We start from the raw sequence: 16039 nt of genomic DNA, 5'->3' as shown, positions 1-16039 counted from the left end.
CCGCGCGCACCGGCGCGCCACCCCGCCGTGCCGAGGCCACGTCTGCCGCCTGACCTCTTCGAGAACCTCGGGAGAGCGCTCTATCCCGCCCTCTTCCTGATGCTATAAAGGCCCTCATGACGGATCCCCGATCACCCGGCGCGGCGCCCACCCTGGAGGACGTGGCGCGGGCGGCCGGCGTCTCGCGCGCGACGGTCTCGCGGGTCATCAACGGGGTGCGCAATGTCGACCCCGTGATTCAGGAGGCCGTACGGCAGGCGGTGTCGGTCACCGGCTACACGCCCAACCGCGCGGCCCGCTCCCTGGTCACCCGGCGTACGGACGCCGTCGCGCTGGTGGTGTCGGGGGCGGGGGTCGAGCCGGACGAGGACGGGGCCGTCGAGGAGGGGGCCTTCACCGCCCAGGTCTTCGCCGACCCGTTCTTCGGCCGGGTGGTGACAGGAGTCGTCAACTATCTGCGGCCGCGCGGGATGCACCCGGTGCTGATGTTCGCCGAGACCTCGCGGGCCCGGGACGAGGTGCTGGCGTATCTGCGCCAGGGCAGCGCCGACGGGGCGCTCATCGTGTCGACCCACGCGCAGGACCCGCTGCCGGGGCTCATCACGGAGGCCGGACTGCCCGCCGTGCTGTACGCGCGCCCGGCCCGGCCGACCAGGATCAGCTACGTCGATCTGGCCCACCGGGACGGCGCCCGGCTGGCCGCCGAGCATCTGCTGGCGCGGGGCTGCCGCCGGATCGCCACCATCAGCGGGCCGCTGGACATACCGGCGGCGCAGGAGAGGCTCGCGGGGTTCCGGGACACGATGGCGCGGCACGGCCATGCCGGCGCCCCGGTGGCCGAGGGGCTGTTCACGCAGGAGAGCGGTGAGGCCGCGATGGAACGGCTGCTGGCCGAACACCCGGGCCTGGACGGGGTTTTCGCCGGGAACGACCTGATGGCTACGGGGGCGTGCCATGTGCTGCGGGAGCACGGCAGGCGGGTGCCCGAGGACGTCGCGGTGGTCGGTTTCGACGACAGCGGTGCCGCCTCGGCCTGCCGTCCGCCGCTCACGACGGTGCGGCAGCCGGTGGAGGACATGGCGGCGGAGATGGCCGGTCTGCTGCTGGACAGACTGGCAGCACCGGAGAGGCCGGCGACGTCGGTGATCTTCGAGCCGGTGCTGGTCGTCAGGGATTCCGCCTGAGGGCTGTCCCGCTGACGGGAGCCGGCCCGGCTCGGCAGGAGTCAGCCCTGCTCGACGCGAGCGGTCGGGAGGTTTTCCAGAATGGCCGCGACGGTCTGCGCCGGCGTCTGCTCCGAGGTGTCCGGCCAGAGCCCGAGGGGCGGAGTCCCACCACGCAAGGACCGGTCAAGCGCCTCGACCGTCCCGTCCGGAGACCACCATCCGCCGGAAGACGTCGCCACGCACATGAGCCGCCCGAGGCAGTCGCCCGGCGAGCAGATCGGCCACGGTGGACTTCCCCGCCGCCATCACACCGGTGACCAGGAGGACCGCGGAATCCAGTTCCTTCACCACGCCCACCTCTCGCTCGGGGATGCCACTTCGATCAGGACACGTCCACCAGGACAGGTCGCAGGGGCTCGGCCGGCCCTGCCGCGCTCAGCCCGCCACGGTCCTGCCGCGTCCCTGCACCGCCCGGTCCGGGGCCGGGGTGGTGCCCCGGAGGGGCTGTGGCACGGGGCGGGTGCCGCCGCGGGCCAGGAAGTCGGACAGGGGCAGGGTCGCGGCGCCCACCGTGACCGCGTCCGGGCCCAGGTGGCCCAGGTCGATCGTGGTGCGGGCGACCGCGTGTTCGAGGGCGTACTCCTGGGCGTAACGGCGGATCTGTGGGAGGAGGTGGGGGCCGATCAGGAGGCCCGCCCAGCCGCCGAGCAGGATGCGTTCGGGCAGGAAGAGGTTGACCAGGTCGGCCAGGGCCGCGCCCAGGCACTCCGCCGTCTCGTCCAGGATCGAGACGGCCACCGGGTCCGGGGCAGGTCCGCCGGGCCCCGGGTAGGCGGCCGCGAGCAGCGCGGCGAGAGCGGTCTCGTCGTCGGCGTCCGGGGGCAGCGGACCGCCGGCCTCCTGCCAGCGCTCCCGCATGGCCTCCGCACCCGCGTATGCCTCCAGGCAGCCTATGGAGCCGCAACGGCACCGGCGGCCCCGCAGCTGCACCGTGGTGTGCCCCCACTCCAGGGCGGCGTTCGAGAGGTCCTCGTCGAGGATGTCCCCCCTGTTGACGCTCGCGCCCACCCCCGAGCCGATCAGCGCCACGGCCGCGGCACCGGCGCCGCGGCCGCCGCCGAACCACATCTCGGCCTGACCCAGCGTCTTCGCGCCGTTGTCGATGAAGAACGGCACCTCCGGCGGTACGTCCACCGCCTCGCGGAGCAGCCGCTCGAAGGGCACGGCGCTCCATCCGATGGTCTGGCCGTGCACGACCGCGCCCGGGCCGCCCGCCGGCTCCGGGGCGTCGCGTTCGATGATCCCGGGCACCCCGATGCCGATGCCGAGCAGCATGCGGGGGTCGGCGCCCGCGTCCCGCAGGACGTCGGACACGCCCGAGCGGACATGGCTGACGATGCGCTCGACGTCGTATCCGTGCTGGGCCAGCAGGCGGTCGGTGCGGGCGAGTTCCGTCAGCGAGAGATCGAACAGCTCGATGCGCACCCGGGTCTCGCCGATGTCGATGCCCACGAACAGGCCACCGCCCGGTGCGGTCCGCAGCAGGGTGCGGGGGCGCCCGCCGTCGGAGTCGACGACGCCCGCCTCCTCCAGGAGCCCTTCGGAGGCCAGCTCGGCGACCACGTTGCTGATGGAACCCGAACTCAGCCCGGTCGCGGGTCCCAGCTCCTGACGGCTCAGCGGGCCGTCGAGATACAACCGTTGCAATACCCGCGCCCGGTTGCCCCTTCGCAGGTCACGCACCGTCCGTCTGCTGCGCTCAGCCATGTTGCTCCCTTCGCCCCGGCAACATACCCCGGTCCGGGCTCTTGACGCGCACTTTCTTCAGCTCTTAAATCACATCTTAAATTAAGAGCGGAAGGGTCGTTCGGATCCCGAACCGCGCCCTCCCCGGAAAGGGGCCACCTTTCATGCGTCACCTCAGAGCCGCAGCAGCCGTCACCCTCGCCATATCCGTCGCCGCCGGAGTCACCGGCTGCGGAGGCGGGACGTCGTCGGCCGACGGCAGCAACGAGTCACCCAAGACCCTGACGTACTGGGCGTCCAACCAGGGGCCGAGCGTCGAGGCCGACAAGAAGATCCTCACTCCCGAGCTGAAGAAGTTCGAGAAGGAGACCGGGATCAAGGTGAAGCTGGAGGTCGTCCCCTGGGCCGACCTGCTGAACCGGATCCTCGCCGCCACCACGTCGGGTCAGGGCCCGGACGTGCTGAACATCGGCAACACCTGGTCGGCGTCGCTCCAGGCCACCGGGGCGCTGCTCCCCTGGGACGACAAGAACTTCGAGGCGATCGGCGGCCGGGACCGCTTCATCGACTCGGCGGTCGCCTCGGCCGGCAAGGAGGGCGAGCCGCCCGCCGCGGTGCCGCTCTACTCGCTGTCGTACGCCCTCTACTACAACAAGAAGATGTTCGCCGACGCGGGCATCACCACGCCGCCCGCCACCTGGGACCAGCTCGTCGAGGACGGCAAGAAGCTGTCCAAGGACGGCAAGTGGGCCCTCGGCGCCGAGGGGTCCAACCTCTCCAACAACATCCACCAGACGTTCGTCCTGGGACAGCAGCACGGCGCGGACTTCTTCGACAAGGACGGCAAGGCGGACTTCACCTCCGACGGCGCCGTCGACGCCGTGAAGCAGTACGTCGACTTCATGGCCAAGGACAAGATCATCGCCCCGGGCAACGCGGAGTACGCCCAGAACCAGTCGCTGACGGACTTCGCCAAGGGCCGGACCGCCATGGTCCTGTGGCAGGCCGCCGCCACTACCTTCGCCTCGCAGGGCATGAAGCCCGAGGACTGGGGCGTGGCTCCCGTCCCCGTGCCGGCCGGTGCGCCGGGCGCGGGCAAGCAGACCAACTCCATGGTGGCCGGCATCAACATGGCGGTCTTCAAGAACACCAAGAACATCGACGGTGCGAAGAAGTTCGTCAAGTTCATGACGAGCGACGAGGAGCAGAAGATCCTCTGCAAGACCTACGGGTCGATCCCGCCCGTCAAGGCCGCCCAGTCGGATCCCGCGTTCGCCGCGCCCGAGCTGAAGGTCCTGCGCGACACCCTCGCCACCAGCGCCGCCCCGCTCCCGCAGGTGCCGAACGAGTCCCAGTTCGAGACGGCCGTGGGCACCGCGGTCAAGGAGCTGTTCGCGGACGCCGCGGCCGGCAAGCCCGTCACCACCGAAACAGTCAAGGCGCGCCTCGAAAAGGCCCAGCAGACGATGCAGCAGTGAGGCTCTCTCCATGACCGCCACCGTGACCACCGACCCCGGGCCCGCCACGTCGGCCAGGGGTACGAGCCGGGGCAGCGGGGGTGCGCGCCGCAGGATGCCGCGCATCCCCGACCGGATCCGCCAAGGCGGACTCCCCTACCTCCTGCTCCTCCCCGCCGTCCTCCTCGAACTCCTCATCCATCTGATCCCGATGATCGTCGGGATCGTGATGAGCTTCCGTCAGCTCACCCAGTTCTTCATCAACAACTGGAGCGCCGCGCCCTGGAGCGGCCTGGACAACTACAGGCTCGCCGTCGACTTCGACGCGCCGATCGGTGAGGCCCTCCTCCACTCCTTCCTCGTCACCTGTGTCTTCACGTTCTTCGCCGTCGGTCTCGCCTGGCTGCTCGGGGTCGCCGCGGCGATCATGCTCCAGGAGAACTTCCGGGGCCGCGGCGTCCTGCGGACCATCTTCCTCGTCCCGTACGCCCTGCCGGTCTACGCGGCGGTCATCACCTGGGCGTTCATGTTCCAGCGGGACAACGGGCTGGTGAACCACGTCCTCCACGACCAGCTGGGGCTGACCGACCAGCCGTCCTTCTGGCTGATCGGCGACAACAGCATCTACGCGCTGATCATCGTCTCGGTCTGGAAGGGCTGGCCCTTCGCCTTCCTCATGCTGATGGCCGCGCTGCAGAACATCCCGCGCGAGCTGTATGAGGCCGCCGCGATCGACGGTGCCGGCATCTGGCAGCAGATCCGCAAGATCACGCTGCCGTCGCTGCGCCCCGTCAACCAGGTGCTGGTGCTCGTGCTGTTCCTGTGGACGTTCAACGACTTCAACACGCCGTACGTCCTGTTCGGGAAGTCGGCTCCGGCGAGTGCCGACCTCATCTCGATCCACATCTACCAGTCGTCGTTCGTCACCTGGAACTTCGGCACCGGCTCGGCGATGTCCGTGCTGCTGCTGCTCTTCCTCCTGATCGTGACGGCCGTCTACCTGTTCTTCACCTCACGCGGAAGGAAGGGTTCCCGTGCCTAGCCGCGCCGCCCGGTCCCCCATGGCCGCGCCGCAGTCCTTCCTCTGGACCCGCCGCGTCGTCCTGACCCTGCTCGCGGGCTTCGTCCTGCTGCCGGTCTACGTGATGATCAGCAGTTCACTGAAGCCGCTCCAGGAGGTGTCGGGGAAGTTCCAGTGGATCCCGCACGGGCTGACCGTGCAGCCGTACTTCGACATCTGGGAGACCGTCCCGCTCGCCAGGTACTTCGTGAACTCGCTGATCGTGGCGGGTTCCGCGACGGTCCTCTCGGTGGTCATCGCGGTGTTCTCGGCCTATGCCGTGAGCCGCTACAGCTTCCGCGGCAAGCGAGTCTTCACCGTCACGGTGCTCTCCACACAGATGTTCCCGGGGATCCTGTTCCTCCTCCCGCTGTTCCTGATCTTCGTCAACATCGGGAACAGCACCGGACTCGCTCTCTACGGCTCGCGGGGCGGGCTGATCCTCACGTACCTGACGTTCTCGCTGCCCTTCTCCATCTGGATGCTGATCGGCTACTTCGACTCCATCCCGAGGGACCTGGACGAGGCCGCCATGGTCGACGGCTGCGGCCCGATCCGCGCCCTCTTCCGGGTGGTCGTGCCGGCCGCCGTGCCGGGGATCGTCGCCGTCTCCGTGTACGCGTTCATGACGGCGTGGGGCGAGGTGCTGTTCGCGTCCGTGATGACCAACGACGCCACCCGCACCCTCGCGGTGGGCCTGCAGGGCTACTCGACGCTGAACGACGTGTACTGGAACCAGGTCATGGCCGCCTCGCTCGTCGTGAGCGTGCCCGTCGTCGTGGGGTTCCTGCTGCTGCAGCGCTACCTCGTCGCCGGGCTCACCGCGGGGGCCGTCAAGTGACCCCTACCGAAAGGCAGTCGGTGAACGACCTCAGTGTTCTCCCGGACGACTTCACCTGGGGGGTCGCGACGGCCGCGTACCAGATCGAAGGTGCCGTGGCCGAGGACGGCCGCTCCCCCTCGATCTGGGACACCTTCTCCCACACCCCGGGCGCCGTCGACAACGGTGACACCGGTGACGTGGCCTGCGACCACTACCACCGGGTCCCCGAGGACATCGGTCTGATCAAGCAGCTCGGGGCCGGCGCCTACCGTTTCTCGGTGGCCTGGCCCCGGGTCGTGCCCGGCGGCGACGGACCGGTGAACAAGGCCGGTCTCGACTTCTACGACCGGCTGGTGGACGGGCTCCTGGAGGCCGGGATCACCCCGTTCGCCACGCTCTACCACTGGGACCTGCCGCAGGTGCTCCAGGACCGGGGCGGCTGGACCGTCCGCGGGACCGCCGAGCACTTCGCGGCGTACGCCTCCGTCGTCGTCGAACGCCTCGGCGACCGGGTGAAGGACTGGGCGACGCTCAACGAGCCGCTCTGCTCGGCCTGGATCGGCCATCTGGAAGGGAGGATGGCACCTGGCCTGACCGATCTGACGGCCGCCGTCCGTGCCTCCTACCACCTCCACCTGGGGCACGGTCTGGCCGTGCGGGCGATCCGCGCGCTGTCCCCGGACGCCCGCGTCGGCATCGTGAACAACCTCAGCCCGATCGAGCCGGCGACCGACAGCCCGGCCGACCTCGCCGCCGCCGTACGGGCCGACGGCCACATCAACCGGTGGTGGCTGGACCCCATCCACGGCCGTGGCTACCCGCAGGACATGCTCGACCTCTACGGCGTCGAACTGCCCCTGCGCCCGGGCGACCTGGAGACCATCGCCACGCCGCTGGACTGGCTCGGGCTGAACTACTACTTCCGCCAGATCGTCACCGCCGACCCGGGCGGACCGGTCCCCCACGCCCGGCAGGTACAACGGGCGGGTGCCCGGCAGACCTCCATGGACTGGGAGGTCCACTCCGAGGGCCTGGAGCATCTGCTGCTGCGCCTCACCGAGGAGTACGGCGCCCGGCGGATCCATGTCACCGAGAACGGCTCGGCCTACCGGGACGTCGTACGGCCCGACGGCTCGGTGCACGATCCGGAACGCACGCAGTACCTGGAGGAGCACCTGGCCGCCTGCGTCCGGGCCGTGAGCAAGGGTGTGCCGCTGGCCGGCTACTTCGCCTGGTCGCTCCTGGACAACTTCGAATGGGCGTACGGCTACGACAAGCGCTTCGGCCTCGTCCACGTCGACTACGAGACCCAGCGCCGCACCGTCAAGACCAGTGGACGGCGCTACGCGGAGCTGATCCGCACGTTCTCGGGCGGCAGGCCCCGCACGGCGGCCTGAGCCCCTTCCCCGGGCGACGGCCCGAACCCCCGGCCCGGCAGCCCCACCTGCCGGTGTCCGGGGGTGTCTGCCGTTCGGGACACCCCTGGAGGGCGATCGGACGTGGGAGGTCCGGCGCTTATGCTCGCCGTATGGAGCAGAGCGAAGTCCTCAAGCGAGTGATCGGCATCCTCACGGAGGCGGGCGAGATACAGCGCCATGCCGAGGGGGACACCGGAGGCGTCGACCCGGACGCGGGCGAGAGCATGGTGACGACCCTTCTCAACGAGACGATGCCGCACATCGCCATCCCCTCCGACGCGACCGTCGAGGAGATGGCCGCTCTGGTGGGGCGCGAGGTCGGCGGTGCCGTCGAACAACTGGTCGGAGCATTCACCCTTGCCTTCATCGCGCTCGCCCAGATCCACGACTCCGGACAGGAGGACGTGACCTCGGCCGATGTGCTCCAGGATCTGGCCCTGCGGGCCGAGGAGCTGAGCACGGGTGACGAGGGGCCGGAGGAGCCGCTCTAGGCTGCCTCCGGGAAGGAGGAGCCTCTCCGGGGGCAGCCTCCGGGAACGGGTCCGCGGCGGGCCACGGGATTCCGTGGCCCGCCGCGGACTGTCCGGCCGCACCGACGGCGGGGAGTGGGACGGTGCGACTGGTTCTGCGGGCGGTCAGCTCCGGTAGACGCCGAACTCGTAGAGCGAGTAGCCCCACGGGGTGCCGCGCACAGTGGTGTTCACCCGTACGTAGCGCGCCTCACCCGTGACGTCGATGGCGTCGATGCCGCCGTTGCCCTCGGTGACGGTGTGGACGGTGGTCCAGTTCTCCCCGTCGTCCGAGGTCTGCAGGGTGTACCCCTTGGCGTACGCGGCCTCCCACGCGAGCTGCACGTGGTCGAACGCGGTCTTCGCCCCGAGGTCGACCTGGATCCACTGCTGGTCGGCCCAGTCGCTGGCCCAGCGGGTGTCGTAGGACCCGTCGACCGCGTTGCCCGCGGGGCAGGGGCAGCCGGTGCTGTCCGGCTGGAAGGTGGACGCGGTCGCCGGCTTGCCCGCCGCCAGGTTCGTGCCGCCGACCTCGGGCGGGACGACCTTGAAGGACTTCGTCTCGATGCCGACGTTGCCCTTGCCGTCCGAGCTCTTGATGTAGACCTTCCAGACACCGAGCCGATCGGGAGCGGTGACCTCGAAGGTGCCGTTGCCCTTGTCCGTGAACTGCGCGTCGTTGAGCTGTCCGCTGTCGTCCACGTACTTGCTGCCGAGCAGCACCTGGTGGGTGAGCGTGTCACCGTCGGGGTCGGAGATCGAGGCCTTGACCGTGAACGGCTTGCCGGCCTGGACGGCCGAGGAGTTGTCCACCGTCATGCCGGTGATCACGGGCGGCGTGTTGTCGCCCGAGGTGTCCGCTCCGTACGCCTTCTTCACGGCGTAGTACGAGAGCCGCTTCTGGCCCGCCGGAAGCAGGTTGAACCAGACCCCGCCGAAGTCGTACTCGGTGCCGTAGTGGAACAGCGTCGCACCCAGCGCCACTCCGGAGTGGTCCGTGATGCACTGCCACGCCTTGCCGTAGCCCTCCGCCTTGGCCACGTCCGTGGGCTCGTCCGGTACGCCGTTGGCGTCGTCGGGCACCTCCCACTCGCCCGCGGGGCCGCCCTCCGTCACGATGTAGGGCTTGTCGAAGCCACCCTCCTCCCAGGTCTTGCGGATGTCGCAGACGGCTCCGTAGGAGTTCACCGCGTACAGGTCGAGGTCCGGGGCGTTCTTCTTGTAGTACGGCCATGCCCCGGTCCACGCGTCGGTCGAGGTGACCGGGTGGTTGGGGTCGACCGCGTGGATCTTCTTGGTGATGTCGTTGACGAACGTCGTGTAGGCGTCGCGCTGTTGTTCGAGGGCGTCGCCGCTGTAACAGTTCTGCAGACCGAGCACGGACTCGTTGCCCACGTTCCACATGAGGACGCCCGGGTGATCCTTGTAGGTCTCCACCCACTTGGGGAACTCGGCGAGCATGTCGTTCTTGTAGCCGGTGTCCGTCAGGTAGTTGACGCACCCACCGCTGCCGGGACCGCCGCCCGGCTGGAGCCAGAAGCCGGCGACGACCTTGATGCCGTTGTCGGCCGCGCTGTCCAGGAGCGGTTCGGTCGTGGCGTCGGTGCCCCAGGTCCGGATGGTGTTGACGCCCATCGACTTGACGTCCGGCATGTACTGCCCGGCGTCCGCGACGGCCGGGCCCCAGGTCAGGCCCTTCACGGTGTACGGCGAACCGTCCACGGTCAGCTTCCAGGCGCCCTGCGATCCCTCGACCTTCACCACGCTGCCGGCCGCCTGCGCGGCGGGCACGGGCAGGGTGGCCGCTCCCGCGGCGACCAGGGCGGCGACGGCGAGACGAGCCGTCGTACGTCTGCGGCCGCGGGCCGTGGGGGTGGGACGTGACAATTTCATGGGGAGACAGCTCCTTGTGGGGGGAAACGGGTAGTGGGAGAGCGCTCTCCCTCATGGGCGCACTGCACCCATGAGGGAGAGCCGGTGCGGTCAGGGCAGTTCGTAGTTCTCGTCCAGGGCGGCCCCCTCACCGGGGTTGGTCTCGTCGTAGCCCCTGGCGTCGCACTGCAGGCCGCCGACGATGCAGTGACCGACCAGGGCGTCCAGGGTCGCGTCGTCCCAGGCGTTGAAGAAGTCGTAGTGGAAGGAGTGGCCCGTGCCGCTGGCCAGCCTCACCTGCGACATGTCACCGTTGACCGGCCACGCCATCTTGAACTCGATCATCGGCAGGGCGACGGGGTGACTGGCCGGGCAGACGTCCTGATTGGCGCCCGTCACGACCGGATAGGCCATGTGGGCCTGGTGGTCGGGGGTGTCCAGGTGCTGACCGTCCCAGCAACTGGGGGCCTGCATACGCAGGTTGAGCTGCGTGTCCTGGCTGGTCGGGCACGTGGCCGGGAACTCGTAGTTGTGGTAGCTCTCGCCGCACTCGTACCCCTCGACCATCCCGGGGTGGTTCCGGAACTCCTCGGCCGTCTGCATCGGGCTGCCGACGACGAAGCGCAGCCCCTTGGGGAACGGCCGTACGGTCCGGTAGTCGGTGACACCCGCCTTGTAGTAGATGGTCTGCGGACCGACCGGGCGCACCTCCTGGTCCCCGTTGTAGAGGGTCGGCATCCAGTACGCGGACAGGTCACCCGGCGCCTTGCACGCCGTACCGCCCTCACCGAGCGAGGCGGTGGTGCTGTTCTCGTCCGTGGTGTCGTTGCCCATGAACGTGTGGTTGTGGGACTTGCCGGTCTGCCCCGGGTAGACGATCGGGTCGACCGAACCGGTGTGGTTGACCGAGCAGTTCGCCTGGAACTCGTGGAAGTACCGGTGGGGCGGGATCTCCGTGGACGGCTCCACCCCGGTGACCGGCGGGTTCGCGGGAATGTACCCGTCGCCGTCGGGGTCGTCGCCCGACGGGACGGGGTCGGCCGCCGCCATCGCGTGACCTTGCGTGTGCTGCGTCCCCTGCATGATGTGTGACGCCGCGGCCGGTTCGCCGGCGGCCTTCTGGACCGCCCCGGCCTCCGGGGTGCCGGCGCGGGTGATCGCCGTGAACCCCATGACGACCAGGGCCAGTGCGGTGGCGACGACGAGGGCGGACACCAGGGTGGTTCTGCTGATTCTTTCGGCCATGCGGACCTCCATGCCGCTCTGCGTCCGCGCACATCGGGTGCGCGGTGGGGGGAGAGTTGAGCTGGATGGTGCGTCGTACGGAACCTTGGGAGAGCGCTCTCCCAGGGCGGTGCCAGTGTTACGCCGCGGCTGAGAACATGTCAAGAGTTGGTGAACGGTGCGCAGCACAAAGGACGTTGGACACCGGGCTGCGGGCGCGGCGCGGGCCGTGGCGCGCGGACGCGCGAGGCGGACGCGCCCCCGGGCGACATCACGGGGGCGCGGCCGGAGCGGGGGCGGTGGGCGCATGCCGGAGGTCCGGTCACCCCGGCCGGGGAGCGCCTGGCAATCGACCCGGAAGGAAAGGCTCGTAACGGATGAGCCGCCGGAGTCCGTGCGGAGCAGGAGGAGCCGTCGAGCCCGTGCGCACGGCCACGGGCCGGGGCACGGGCCGGGTACGGCCGAGGTCTACTGCGGCAGGGGGCCACCCTGCTGCCGCAGCAGACCGGTCACGTACCGCCGGGCCTGCGAGGCCCGGCGGAGTCGTGCGTCAGGCCGTGTGGAGGGTCAGCCCGTAACGGTTGAGGATCTCGTTGATGGGCTGGTGCCAGGTCTCACCGCCGCTGCTGCAGTTGCCCCAGCCACCCGAGGTGACGCCCTGCGCCTGGTCGCCGCTGATGAACGAGCCGCCGGAGTCGCCCCCTTCGGCGCAGACGCTGGTCTTGGTCATCTGGTGGACGGCGCCCTGGCTGTAGTTGACGGTCTCGTTCTTGGCGAGGACGTTGCCGCAGTGCCAGTGGGTGGTGGAGCCGGAACGGCAGATCGACGCACCGATCGGGGCCTCGTTGGAGCCGCGGACCAGCTGGTCGGAGACAGTGCCCCAGCCGAGGACCACGGGGACGGTCCACCAGCCGTTGCCCACACTCACCCAGGCGTAGTCGTTGTCGGGGAAGGACGAGCCCTGGAAGGAGCCGATGTCCGAGCCGTCCCAGCCCCTGACCGCTCCGCCCGCCTGGCCGCAGTGACCGGCCGTGACGAAGCCGCCGTGCACCGAGAAGCCTATGGAGCAGCGCACGTTGCCGGTGTAGTACGGGTCGCCGCCGACGGTTCCGGCGGCGAAGGTCTGCGGGGCCTCGGCGGTCTGCTTCACCGTGACGGGACCCGCCTTCCGGGCCTTCGCGACGAAGGCGCGGACATCGTTGTCACCCTGCTCGGAGGCGACGACGTTCACCACGACGCTGCTGGTCGCGGGGTCGACGTGCCAGCTGCTGACGCCGCTGGGTGCGGACAGTGCGTCCAGCCTGCTCTTCACGGCGTCGAGCTCGCGCGCCGTGTGGTCGACGACCTGGACGTCCGCCCCAGCGGCCCGGACGGCTCCGGCCTTGGCGCTGTCCGTGACGGCGACCGTGAGGCGCCCGCTGTCCGCGTCGTACCAGGAGCCGCCGAACGACGTCCCGGCCGCGCTCCGCGCCGGGCCCTCGACGGCCGTCGCCGCCTTCTCGGCGGTGAGCCGGGCTTCCGCCTGGCTCTTCGTCAGCCCGAGGTCGCGCTGCATGGCCGTGAGGATGCCGGCCGATGCCTGGGGTTCGGAGGAGGAACGGGTGTCGGCGGCGGAGGCCTGGGTCAGGCCGGCGGTCGCCCAGGTGCCGATGATGAGCAGTGCGGAGAGACCGGTCCGCACCATCGTCGTATGTCTCAAGGGAGTGCCCCTTCTGTTGTTCCAGCTTCGTGGGGGTGGAACAGGAAGCATCCGAGAGCCGTCTGAGAGCGCTCTCAGAGGTGCCGCTACGGACTGTAGTCCAGTTCGACGGGCAGGTCCATGCCAATGACGGACCGGGCGGGAGCATCGGCGGAACCATGGAATCAGGCGTGCGATCAGCAACCGGTCCACGCGCCCGTACGGTGAATCAGTCGGGGGATCCCCGGCCTGTCGGTCCCGGTGCCACGCCCCGGAGCGCCGATCCTGGAGGCGCCCTTCCCGACCCGTCGCACAGGAAGCTCGGTGACACCATGGCAACCGGCCCGTCCCCGGCAGCCGGCGTACACGTACCGGATACGAAGCTCGCGGCCGAGGCCACCGAGCTCGTGCGCGACACGACCGGCGAACTCGTCTACCACCACTCGCACCGCGTCTACCTCTTCGGTGCCCTCCAGGGGCGCCGGCGCGATCTCTCCTTCGACCCGGAACTGCTGTACATCGGCGCCATGTTCCACGACCTGGGCCTCGGCGAGCGCTTCCACGGCAGCGGCCGGCGCTTCGAGGTGGACAGCGCGGACGAGGCGCGCCGCTTCCTCCAGTCCCGCGGGGTGCCCGAGGACAGCGTGCGGCGGGTGTGGACGGCCATCGCCCTGCACACCACTCCCGGCATCCCGGCCTTCATGGAGCCCGAGGTGGCGCTGGTGACCGCAGGTGTGGAGTACGACGTCCTGGGCATCGGTTACGACGACATCTCCGACGCCGACCGGGCCGCGGTCGTCGCGCTCCACCCACGGCCGGACTTCAAACGCCGGATCCTCGCCGCGTTCACCGAGGGGATCCGGCCCAAGCCGGAGACGACGTTCGGCAACGTCAAGGCCGACGTTCTCCAGCACTACGTTCCCGGCTTCGAGCGCGGGGACTTCGTACGCACCATTCTCGAATCGCCGTGGCCCGAGTGAGCCCCGCCGCCGGTACGGCCGGGGCGCACGGACCGCGCCGGAACGGAGGGACCGTCATGACCGGGGAGCGGCAGGAGATGCTGGCACGCCTGGACGTGTTCGTCGGCGAGTGGTCGCTGGAACCGCGTTTTCCCGAGGGCCGGCCCTCACCGCCGGGTGAGGTGCCGAAGGCGCGCACCTGGTTCGAATGGGCCCTCGACCGGCAGTTCCTGGTGCAGCGTACGGAGATTCCCGTCCCCGAGGCGCCGGACGGCCTGATGGTCGTCCGTGCCGACCCGGGGACCGGGGCGTACACCCAGCACTACTTCGATTCACGGGGCGTGGCCCGTCTGTACGCGATGGACTTCGACGGCAGGGTGTGGACGCTCACGCGTGAGTCGCCCGACTTCACGCCCCTGGAGTTCCGCCAGCGGTTCACGGGCACGTTCAGCGAGGACGGCTCCACCATCACCGGCGGCTGGGAGGTCCGCTTCGACGGCGGGGAGTGGGAGCCCGACTTCGCTCTGACCTACCGCAGGGCGGGCTGACTCCGTACGACCGACAGGTCAGGGACGTACGGTTGCGCCCCACCTCCGTGAGGCATCGAGCAGCGCGGCCGTGAACGGGTGCCGGGGCGCGGTCAGGATCTGTTCCCTGGTCCCCTGTTCGACGACGTGACCCCCGTCCAGCACGGCGAGGCGGTTGGCGGGTGCCGCCGTGTCCAGGTCGTGGGTGATCAGCATGACGGCCGGACCGCCGGGGCGGCGGATCAGCGTGGCGAGCAGGTCCAGCAGGGAGCGGCGGGTCACGGGGTCCAGGCCCGAGGTGATCTCGTCGCAGACCAGCACCCGGGGCCGCGCGAGGAGGGCCCGGGCCAGGGCCGCGCGCTGGAGTTCACCGCCGGACAGCCCGCCCGGCACTCTGCGGACGAGGGCGTCGTCCAGTCCGAGGTCCGTCAGCGTCCGCCGGGCCTCCGCCGTCGCCTCCCGGTGACCGGTGCCGCGCAGGCGTACGGCGGTGCGGGCCACCTGGTCCAGGACCGGCCGGTGTTCGTCGAAGGCGGCCCGGGCGTCCTGGAAGACGTACTGCACGGCGGCGAGCTGCTCGCGGCTGCGGTCGCGCAGGCTGCGCGGCAGCGCCGTGCCGTCGAGCAGGATCTGCCCGGTGTGATCGCGGTGGAGGCCGGCGAGACAGCGGGCGAGGGTGGTCTTGCCGCTGCCCGAGCGTCCGACGACGGCGAGGCATTCGCCGCGGCGGAGCGTGAGCCGGTCCACGTTCAGCACGGGGACGCGGCGGCCGGCCGTGCGGTGGCGGGCGGTGAGCCCTTTGACCGTCAGCAGCTCCTCGCCGGTGCGCTCGGGGTCGGCGTACAGCAGGGTCCTCGGTTCGGCGAGGAGCTCCTTGGTCCACGGGTGCGTGGGGCCGTCCAGGATCCGGTGGGCCGGGCCCTGCTCGACCACCCGGCCGCCGCGCATCACCAGTACCTCGTCGGCCAGTTCGCGTACGACGTCGAGGTCGTGGCTGAGCAGCAGTACGGCGATGCCCCGTGCGGCCACCGCCGCGAGCTGGTCGACGATGCGGCGCTTGGTCAGGGCGTCCTGCCCGGTGGTCGGCTCGTCTGCGACGATGACGCGGGCGCCGAGGAGCAGCGCCTGCGCCAGGACGACGCGCTGCTGCTGGCCGCCGGACAGCTGGTGCGGGTAGCGGCCCAGCACCTCGCCGGAATCGGCCAGTTGGGCGTCGGCGAGCGCTTCGGTGACGCGCTCCCGTGCCGCCGTACGGCGCTGCTGGCGGGGCAGGTCCCGTACCTGTCTCCGTGCCATGTCGTGCAGGAGGGCCACGGCGCGGCGGGCCGGGTTGAGGACGGCCGCGGGGTGCTGGGGGACGTAGCCGATCCGGGTGCCGTGGACCGTGACCTCGCCCGTCACGCGCGCGCCTGCGGGGTATTCACCGAGCAGGGCGAGGCCGGTCGTGGTCTTGCCGCTGCCGGACGCGCCGACCAGGGCGGTGACGGTGCCGGGGCGGATCCGCAGCGAGACCCGGTCCACGAGTGCCCGTCCGTCGACCTCGACGGTCAGCCCGGTGAGGGAGGCGAGCAGGGGGTTCTCGTTCATGGGCGGCTGCGTG

General features: G+C 70.4%; 13 protein-coding genes and 1 pseudogene. 8 read left to right on the top strand and 6 right to left on the bottom strand.

Features of this window, described 5'->3' with window-relative positions:
* Positions 1 to 116 precede the first annotated feature (116 nt).
* Positions 117 to 1184 carry a LacI family DNA-binding transcriptional regulator gene (locus ACIRD8_RS27905; protein WP_403997190.1) on the top strand — a complete coding sequence of 356 codons (1068 nt, stop codon included), beginning with the start codon at positions 117 to 119 and terminating at the stop codon, positions 1182 to 1184.
* Between the two features lie 41 nt (positions 1185 to 1225).
* Here the strand turns inward: ACIRD8_RS27905 and ACIRD8_RS27900 are convergent.
* Positions 1226 to 1472, bottom strand: a pseudogene (locus tag ACIRD8_RS27900) (hypothetical protein).
* Between the two features lie 129 nt (positions 1473 to 1601).
* The gene (locus tag ACIRD8_RS27895; protein WP_403997188.1) at positions 1602 to 2933 is read right to left on the bottom strand and encodes an ROK family protein; all 1332 of its coding nucleotides are present in this window, start codon (positions 2931 to 2933) and stop codon (positions 1602 to 1604) included.
* Between the two features lie 143 nt (positions 2934 to 3076).
* Here ACIRD8_RS27895 and ACIRD8_RS27890 point away from each other — a divergent pair, with 143 nt between their 5' ends.
* The 5 genes from ACIRD8_RS27890 to ACIRD8_RS27870 all read left to right on the top strand — a co-directional run bounded on the left by ACIRD8_RS27890 (position 3077) and on the right by ACIRD8_RS27870 (position 8161).
* Positions 3077 to 4390: an extracellular solute-binding protein gene (locus tag ACIRD8_RS27890; RefSeq protein ID WP_403997185.1), complete on the top strand. Its 1314-nt coding sequence runs from the start codon at positions 3077 to 3079 to the stop codon at positions 4388 to 4390.
* A gap of 10 nt (positions 4391 to 4400) precedes the next feature.
* A complete protein-coding gene (locus ACIRD8_RS27885; protein WP_403997182.1) occupies positions 4401 to 5411 on the top strand; it encodes a carbohydrate ABC transporter permease in 1011 nt (336 codons plus the stop codon).
* A gap of 19 nt (positions 5412 to 5430) precedes the next feature.
* On the top strand, positions 5431 to 6270 hold the full coding sequence (locus tag ACIRD8_RS27880) for a carbohydrate ABC transporter permease (RefSeq protein ID WP_403997597.1): 840 nt from the start codon (positions 5431 to 5433) through the stop codon (positions 6268 to 6270).
* Positions 6271 to 6290: 20 nt separating this feature from the next.
* A complete protein-coding gene (locus tag ACIRD8_RS27875) occupies positions 6291 to 7649 on the top strand; it encodes a GH1 family beta-glucosidase (protein WP_403997594.1) in 1359 nt (452 codons plus the stop codon).
* A gap of 131 nt (positions 7650 to 7780) precedes the next feature.
* Positions 7781 to 8161: a hypothetical protein gene (locus tag ACIRD8_RS27870; protein WP_403997179.1), complete on the top strand. Its 381-nt coding sequence runs from the start codon at positions 7781 to 7783 to the stop codon at positions 8159 to 8161.
* 144 nt (positions 8162 to 8305) lie between these two features.
* Here ACIRD8_RS27870 and ACIRD8_RS27865 read toward each other — a convergent pair whose 3' ends face one another.
* The 3 genes from ACIRD8_RS27865 to ACIRD8_RS27855 all read right to left on the bottom strand — a co-directional run bounded on the left by ACIRD8_RS27865 (position 8306) and on the right by ACIRD8_RS27855 (position 12959).
* Positions 8306 to 10072 carry a discoidin domain-containing protein gene (locus ACIRD8_RS27865; protein WP_403997176.1) on the bottom strand — a complete coding sequence of 589 codons (1767 nt, stop codon included), beginning with the start codon at positions 10070 to 10072 and terminating at the stop codon, positions 8306 to 8308.
* 90 nt (positions 10073 to 10162) lie between these two features.
* A complete protein-coding gene (locus ACIRD8_RS27860; RefSeq protein WP_403997173.1) occupies positions 10163 to 11296 on the bottom strand; it encodes a DUF1996 domain-containing protein in 1134 nt (377 codons plus the stop codon).
* A gap of 529 nt (positions 11297 to 11825) precedes the next feature.
* Complete coding sequence (locus ACIRD8_RS27855) at positions 11826 to 12959, bottom strand: S1 family peptidase (protein ID WP_403997591.1); 1134 nt, start codon at positions 12957 to 12959, stop codon at positions 11826 to 11828.
* Between the two features lie 326 nt (positions 12960 to 13285).
* On the opposite strand from ACIRD8_RS27855, the gene ACIRD8_RS27850 reads away from it, so the two are divergent.
* Together ACIRD8_RS27850 and ACIRD8_RS27845 are read left to right on the top strand one after the other, a co-directional pair.
* A complete protein-coding gene (locus ACIRD8_RS27850; protein WP_403997170.1) occupies positions 13286 to 13933 on the top strand; it encodes an HD domain-containing protein in 648 nt (215 codons plus the stop codon).
* A gap of 56 nt (positions 13934 to 13989) precedes the next feature.
* On the top strand, positions 13990 to 14460 hold the full coding sequence (locus ACIRD8_RS27845) for a hypothetical protein (RefSeq protein ID WP_403997167.1): 471 nt from the start codon (positions 13990 to 13992) through the stop codon (positions 14458 to 14460).
* Positions 14461 to 14478: 18 nt separating this feature from the next.
* On the opposite strand, the gene ACIRD8_RS27840 is transcribed toward ACIRD8_RS27845, so the two are convergent.
* Complete coding sequence (locus tag ACIRD8_RS27840; protein ID WP_403997164.1) at positions 14479 to 16026, bottom strand: ABC transporter ATP-binding protein; 1548 nt, start codon at positions 16024 to 16026, stop codon at positions 14479 to 14481.
* Between the last annotated feature and the right edge of the window lie 13 nt (positions 16027 to 16039).

This window comes from Streptomyces sp. NPDC102451, assembly GCF_044765485.1.
Taxonomy (GTDB): Bacteria; Actinomycetota; Actinomycetes; order Streptomycetales; family Streptomycetaceae; genus Streptomyces.
The sequence above is the reverse complement of the archived record's forward strand: the minus strand, read 5'-3'. Positions and strand labels throughout refer to the sequence as shown.

Coding starts and splice junctions, on each gene's coding strand:
- ACIRD8_RS27905 (WP_403997190.1), top strand. CDS start 117: ATGACGGATCCCCGATCACCCGGCGCGGCGCCCACCCTGGAGGACGTG.
- ACIRD8_RS27895 (WP_403997188.1), bottom strand. CDS start 2,933: ATGGCTGAGCGCAGCAGACGGACGGTGCGTGACCTGCGAAGGGGCAAC.
- ACIRD8_RS27890 (WP_403997185.1), top strand. CDS start 3,077: ATGCGTCACCTCAGAGCCGCAGCAGCCGTCACCCTCGCCATATCCGTC.
- ACIRD8_RS27885 (WP_403997182.1), top strand. CDS start 4,401: ATGACCGCCACCGTGACCACCGACCCCGGGCCCGCCACGTCGGCCAGG.
- ACIRD8_RS27880 (WP_403997597.1), top strand. CDS start 5,431: ATGGCCGCGCCGCAGTCCTTCCTCTGGACCCGCCGCGTCGTCCTGACC.
- ACIRD8_RS27870 (WP_403997179.1), top strand. CDS start 7,781: ATGGAGCAGAGCGAAGTCCTCAAGCGAGTGATCGGCATCCTCACGGAG.
- ACIRD8_RS27865 (WP_403997176.1), bottom strand. CDS start 10,072: ATGAAATTGTCACGTCCCACCCCCACGGCCCGCGGCCGCAGACGTACG.
- ACIRD8_RS27860 (WP_403997173.1), bottom strand. CDS start 11,296: ATGGCCGAAAGAATCAGCAGAACCACCCTGGTGTCCGCCCTCGTCGTC.
- ACIRD8_RS27855 (WP_403997591.1), bottom strand. CDS start 12,959: ATGGTGCGGACCGGTCTCTCCGCACTGCTCATCATCGGCACCTGGGCG.
- ACIRD8_RS27850 (WP_403997170.1), top strand. CDS start 13,286: ATGGCAACCGGCCCGTCCCCGGCAGCCGGCGTACACGTACCGGATACG.
- ACIRD8_RS27845 (WP_403997167.1), top strand. CDS start 13,990: ATGACCGGGGAGCGGCAGGAGATGCTGGCACGCCTGGACGTGTTCGTC.
- ACIRD8_RS27840 (WP_403997164.1), bottom strand. CDS start 16,026: ATGAACGAGAACCCCCTGCTCGCCTCCCTCACCGGGCTGACCGTCGAG.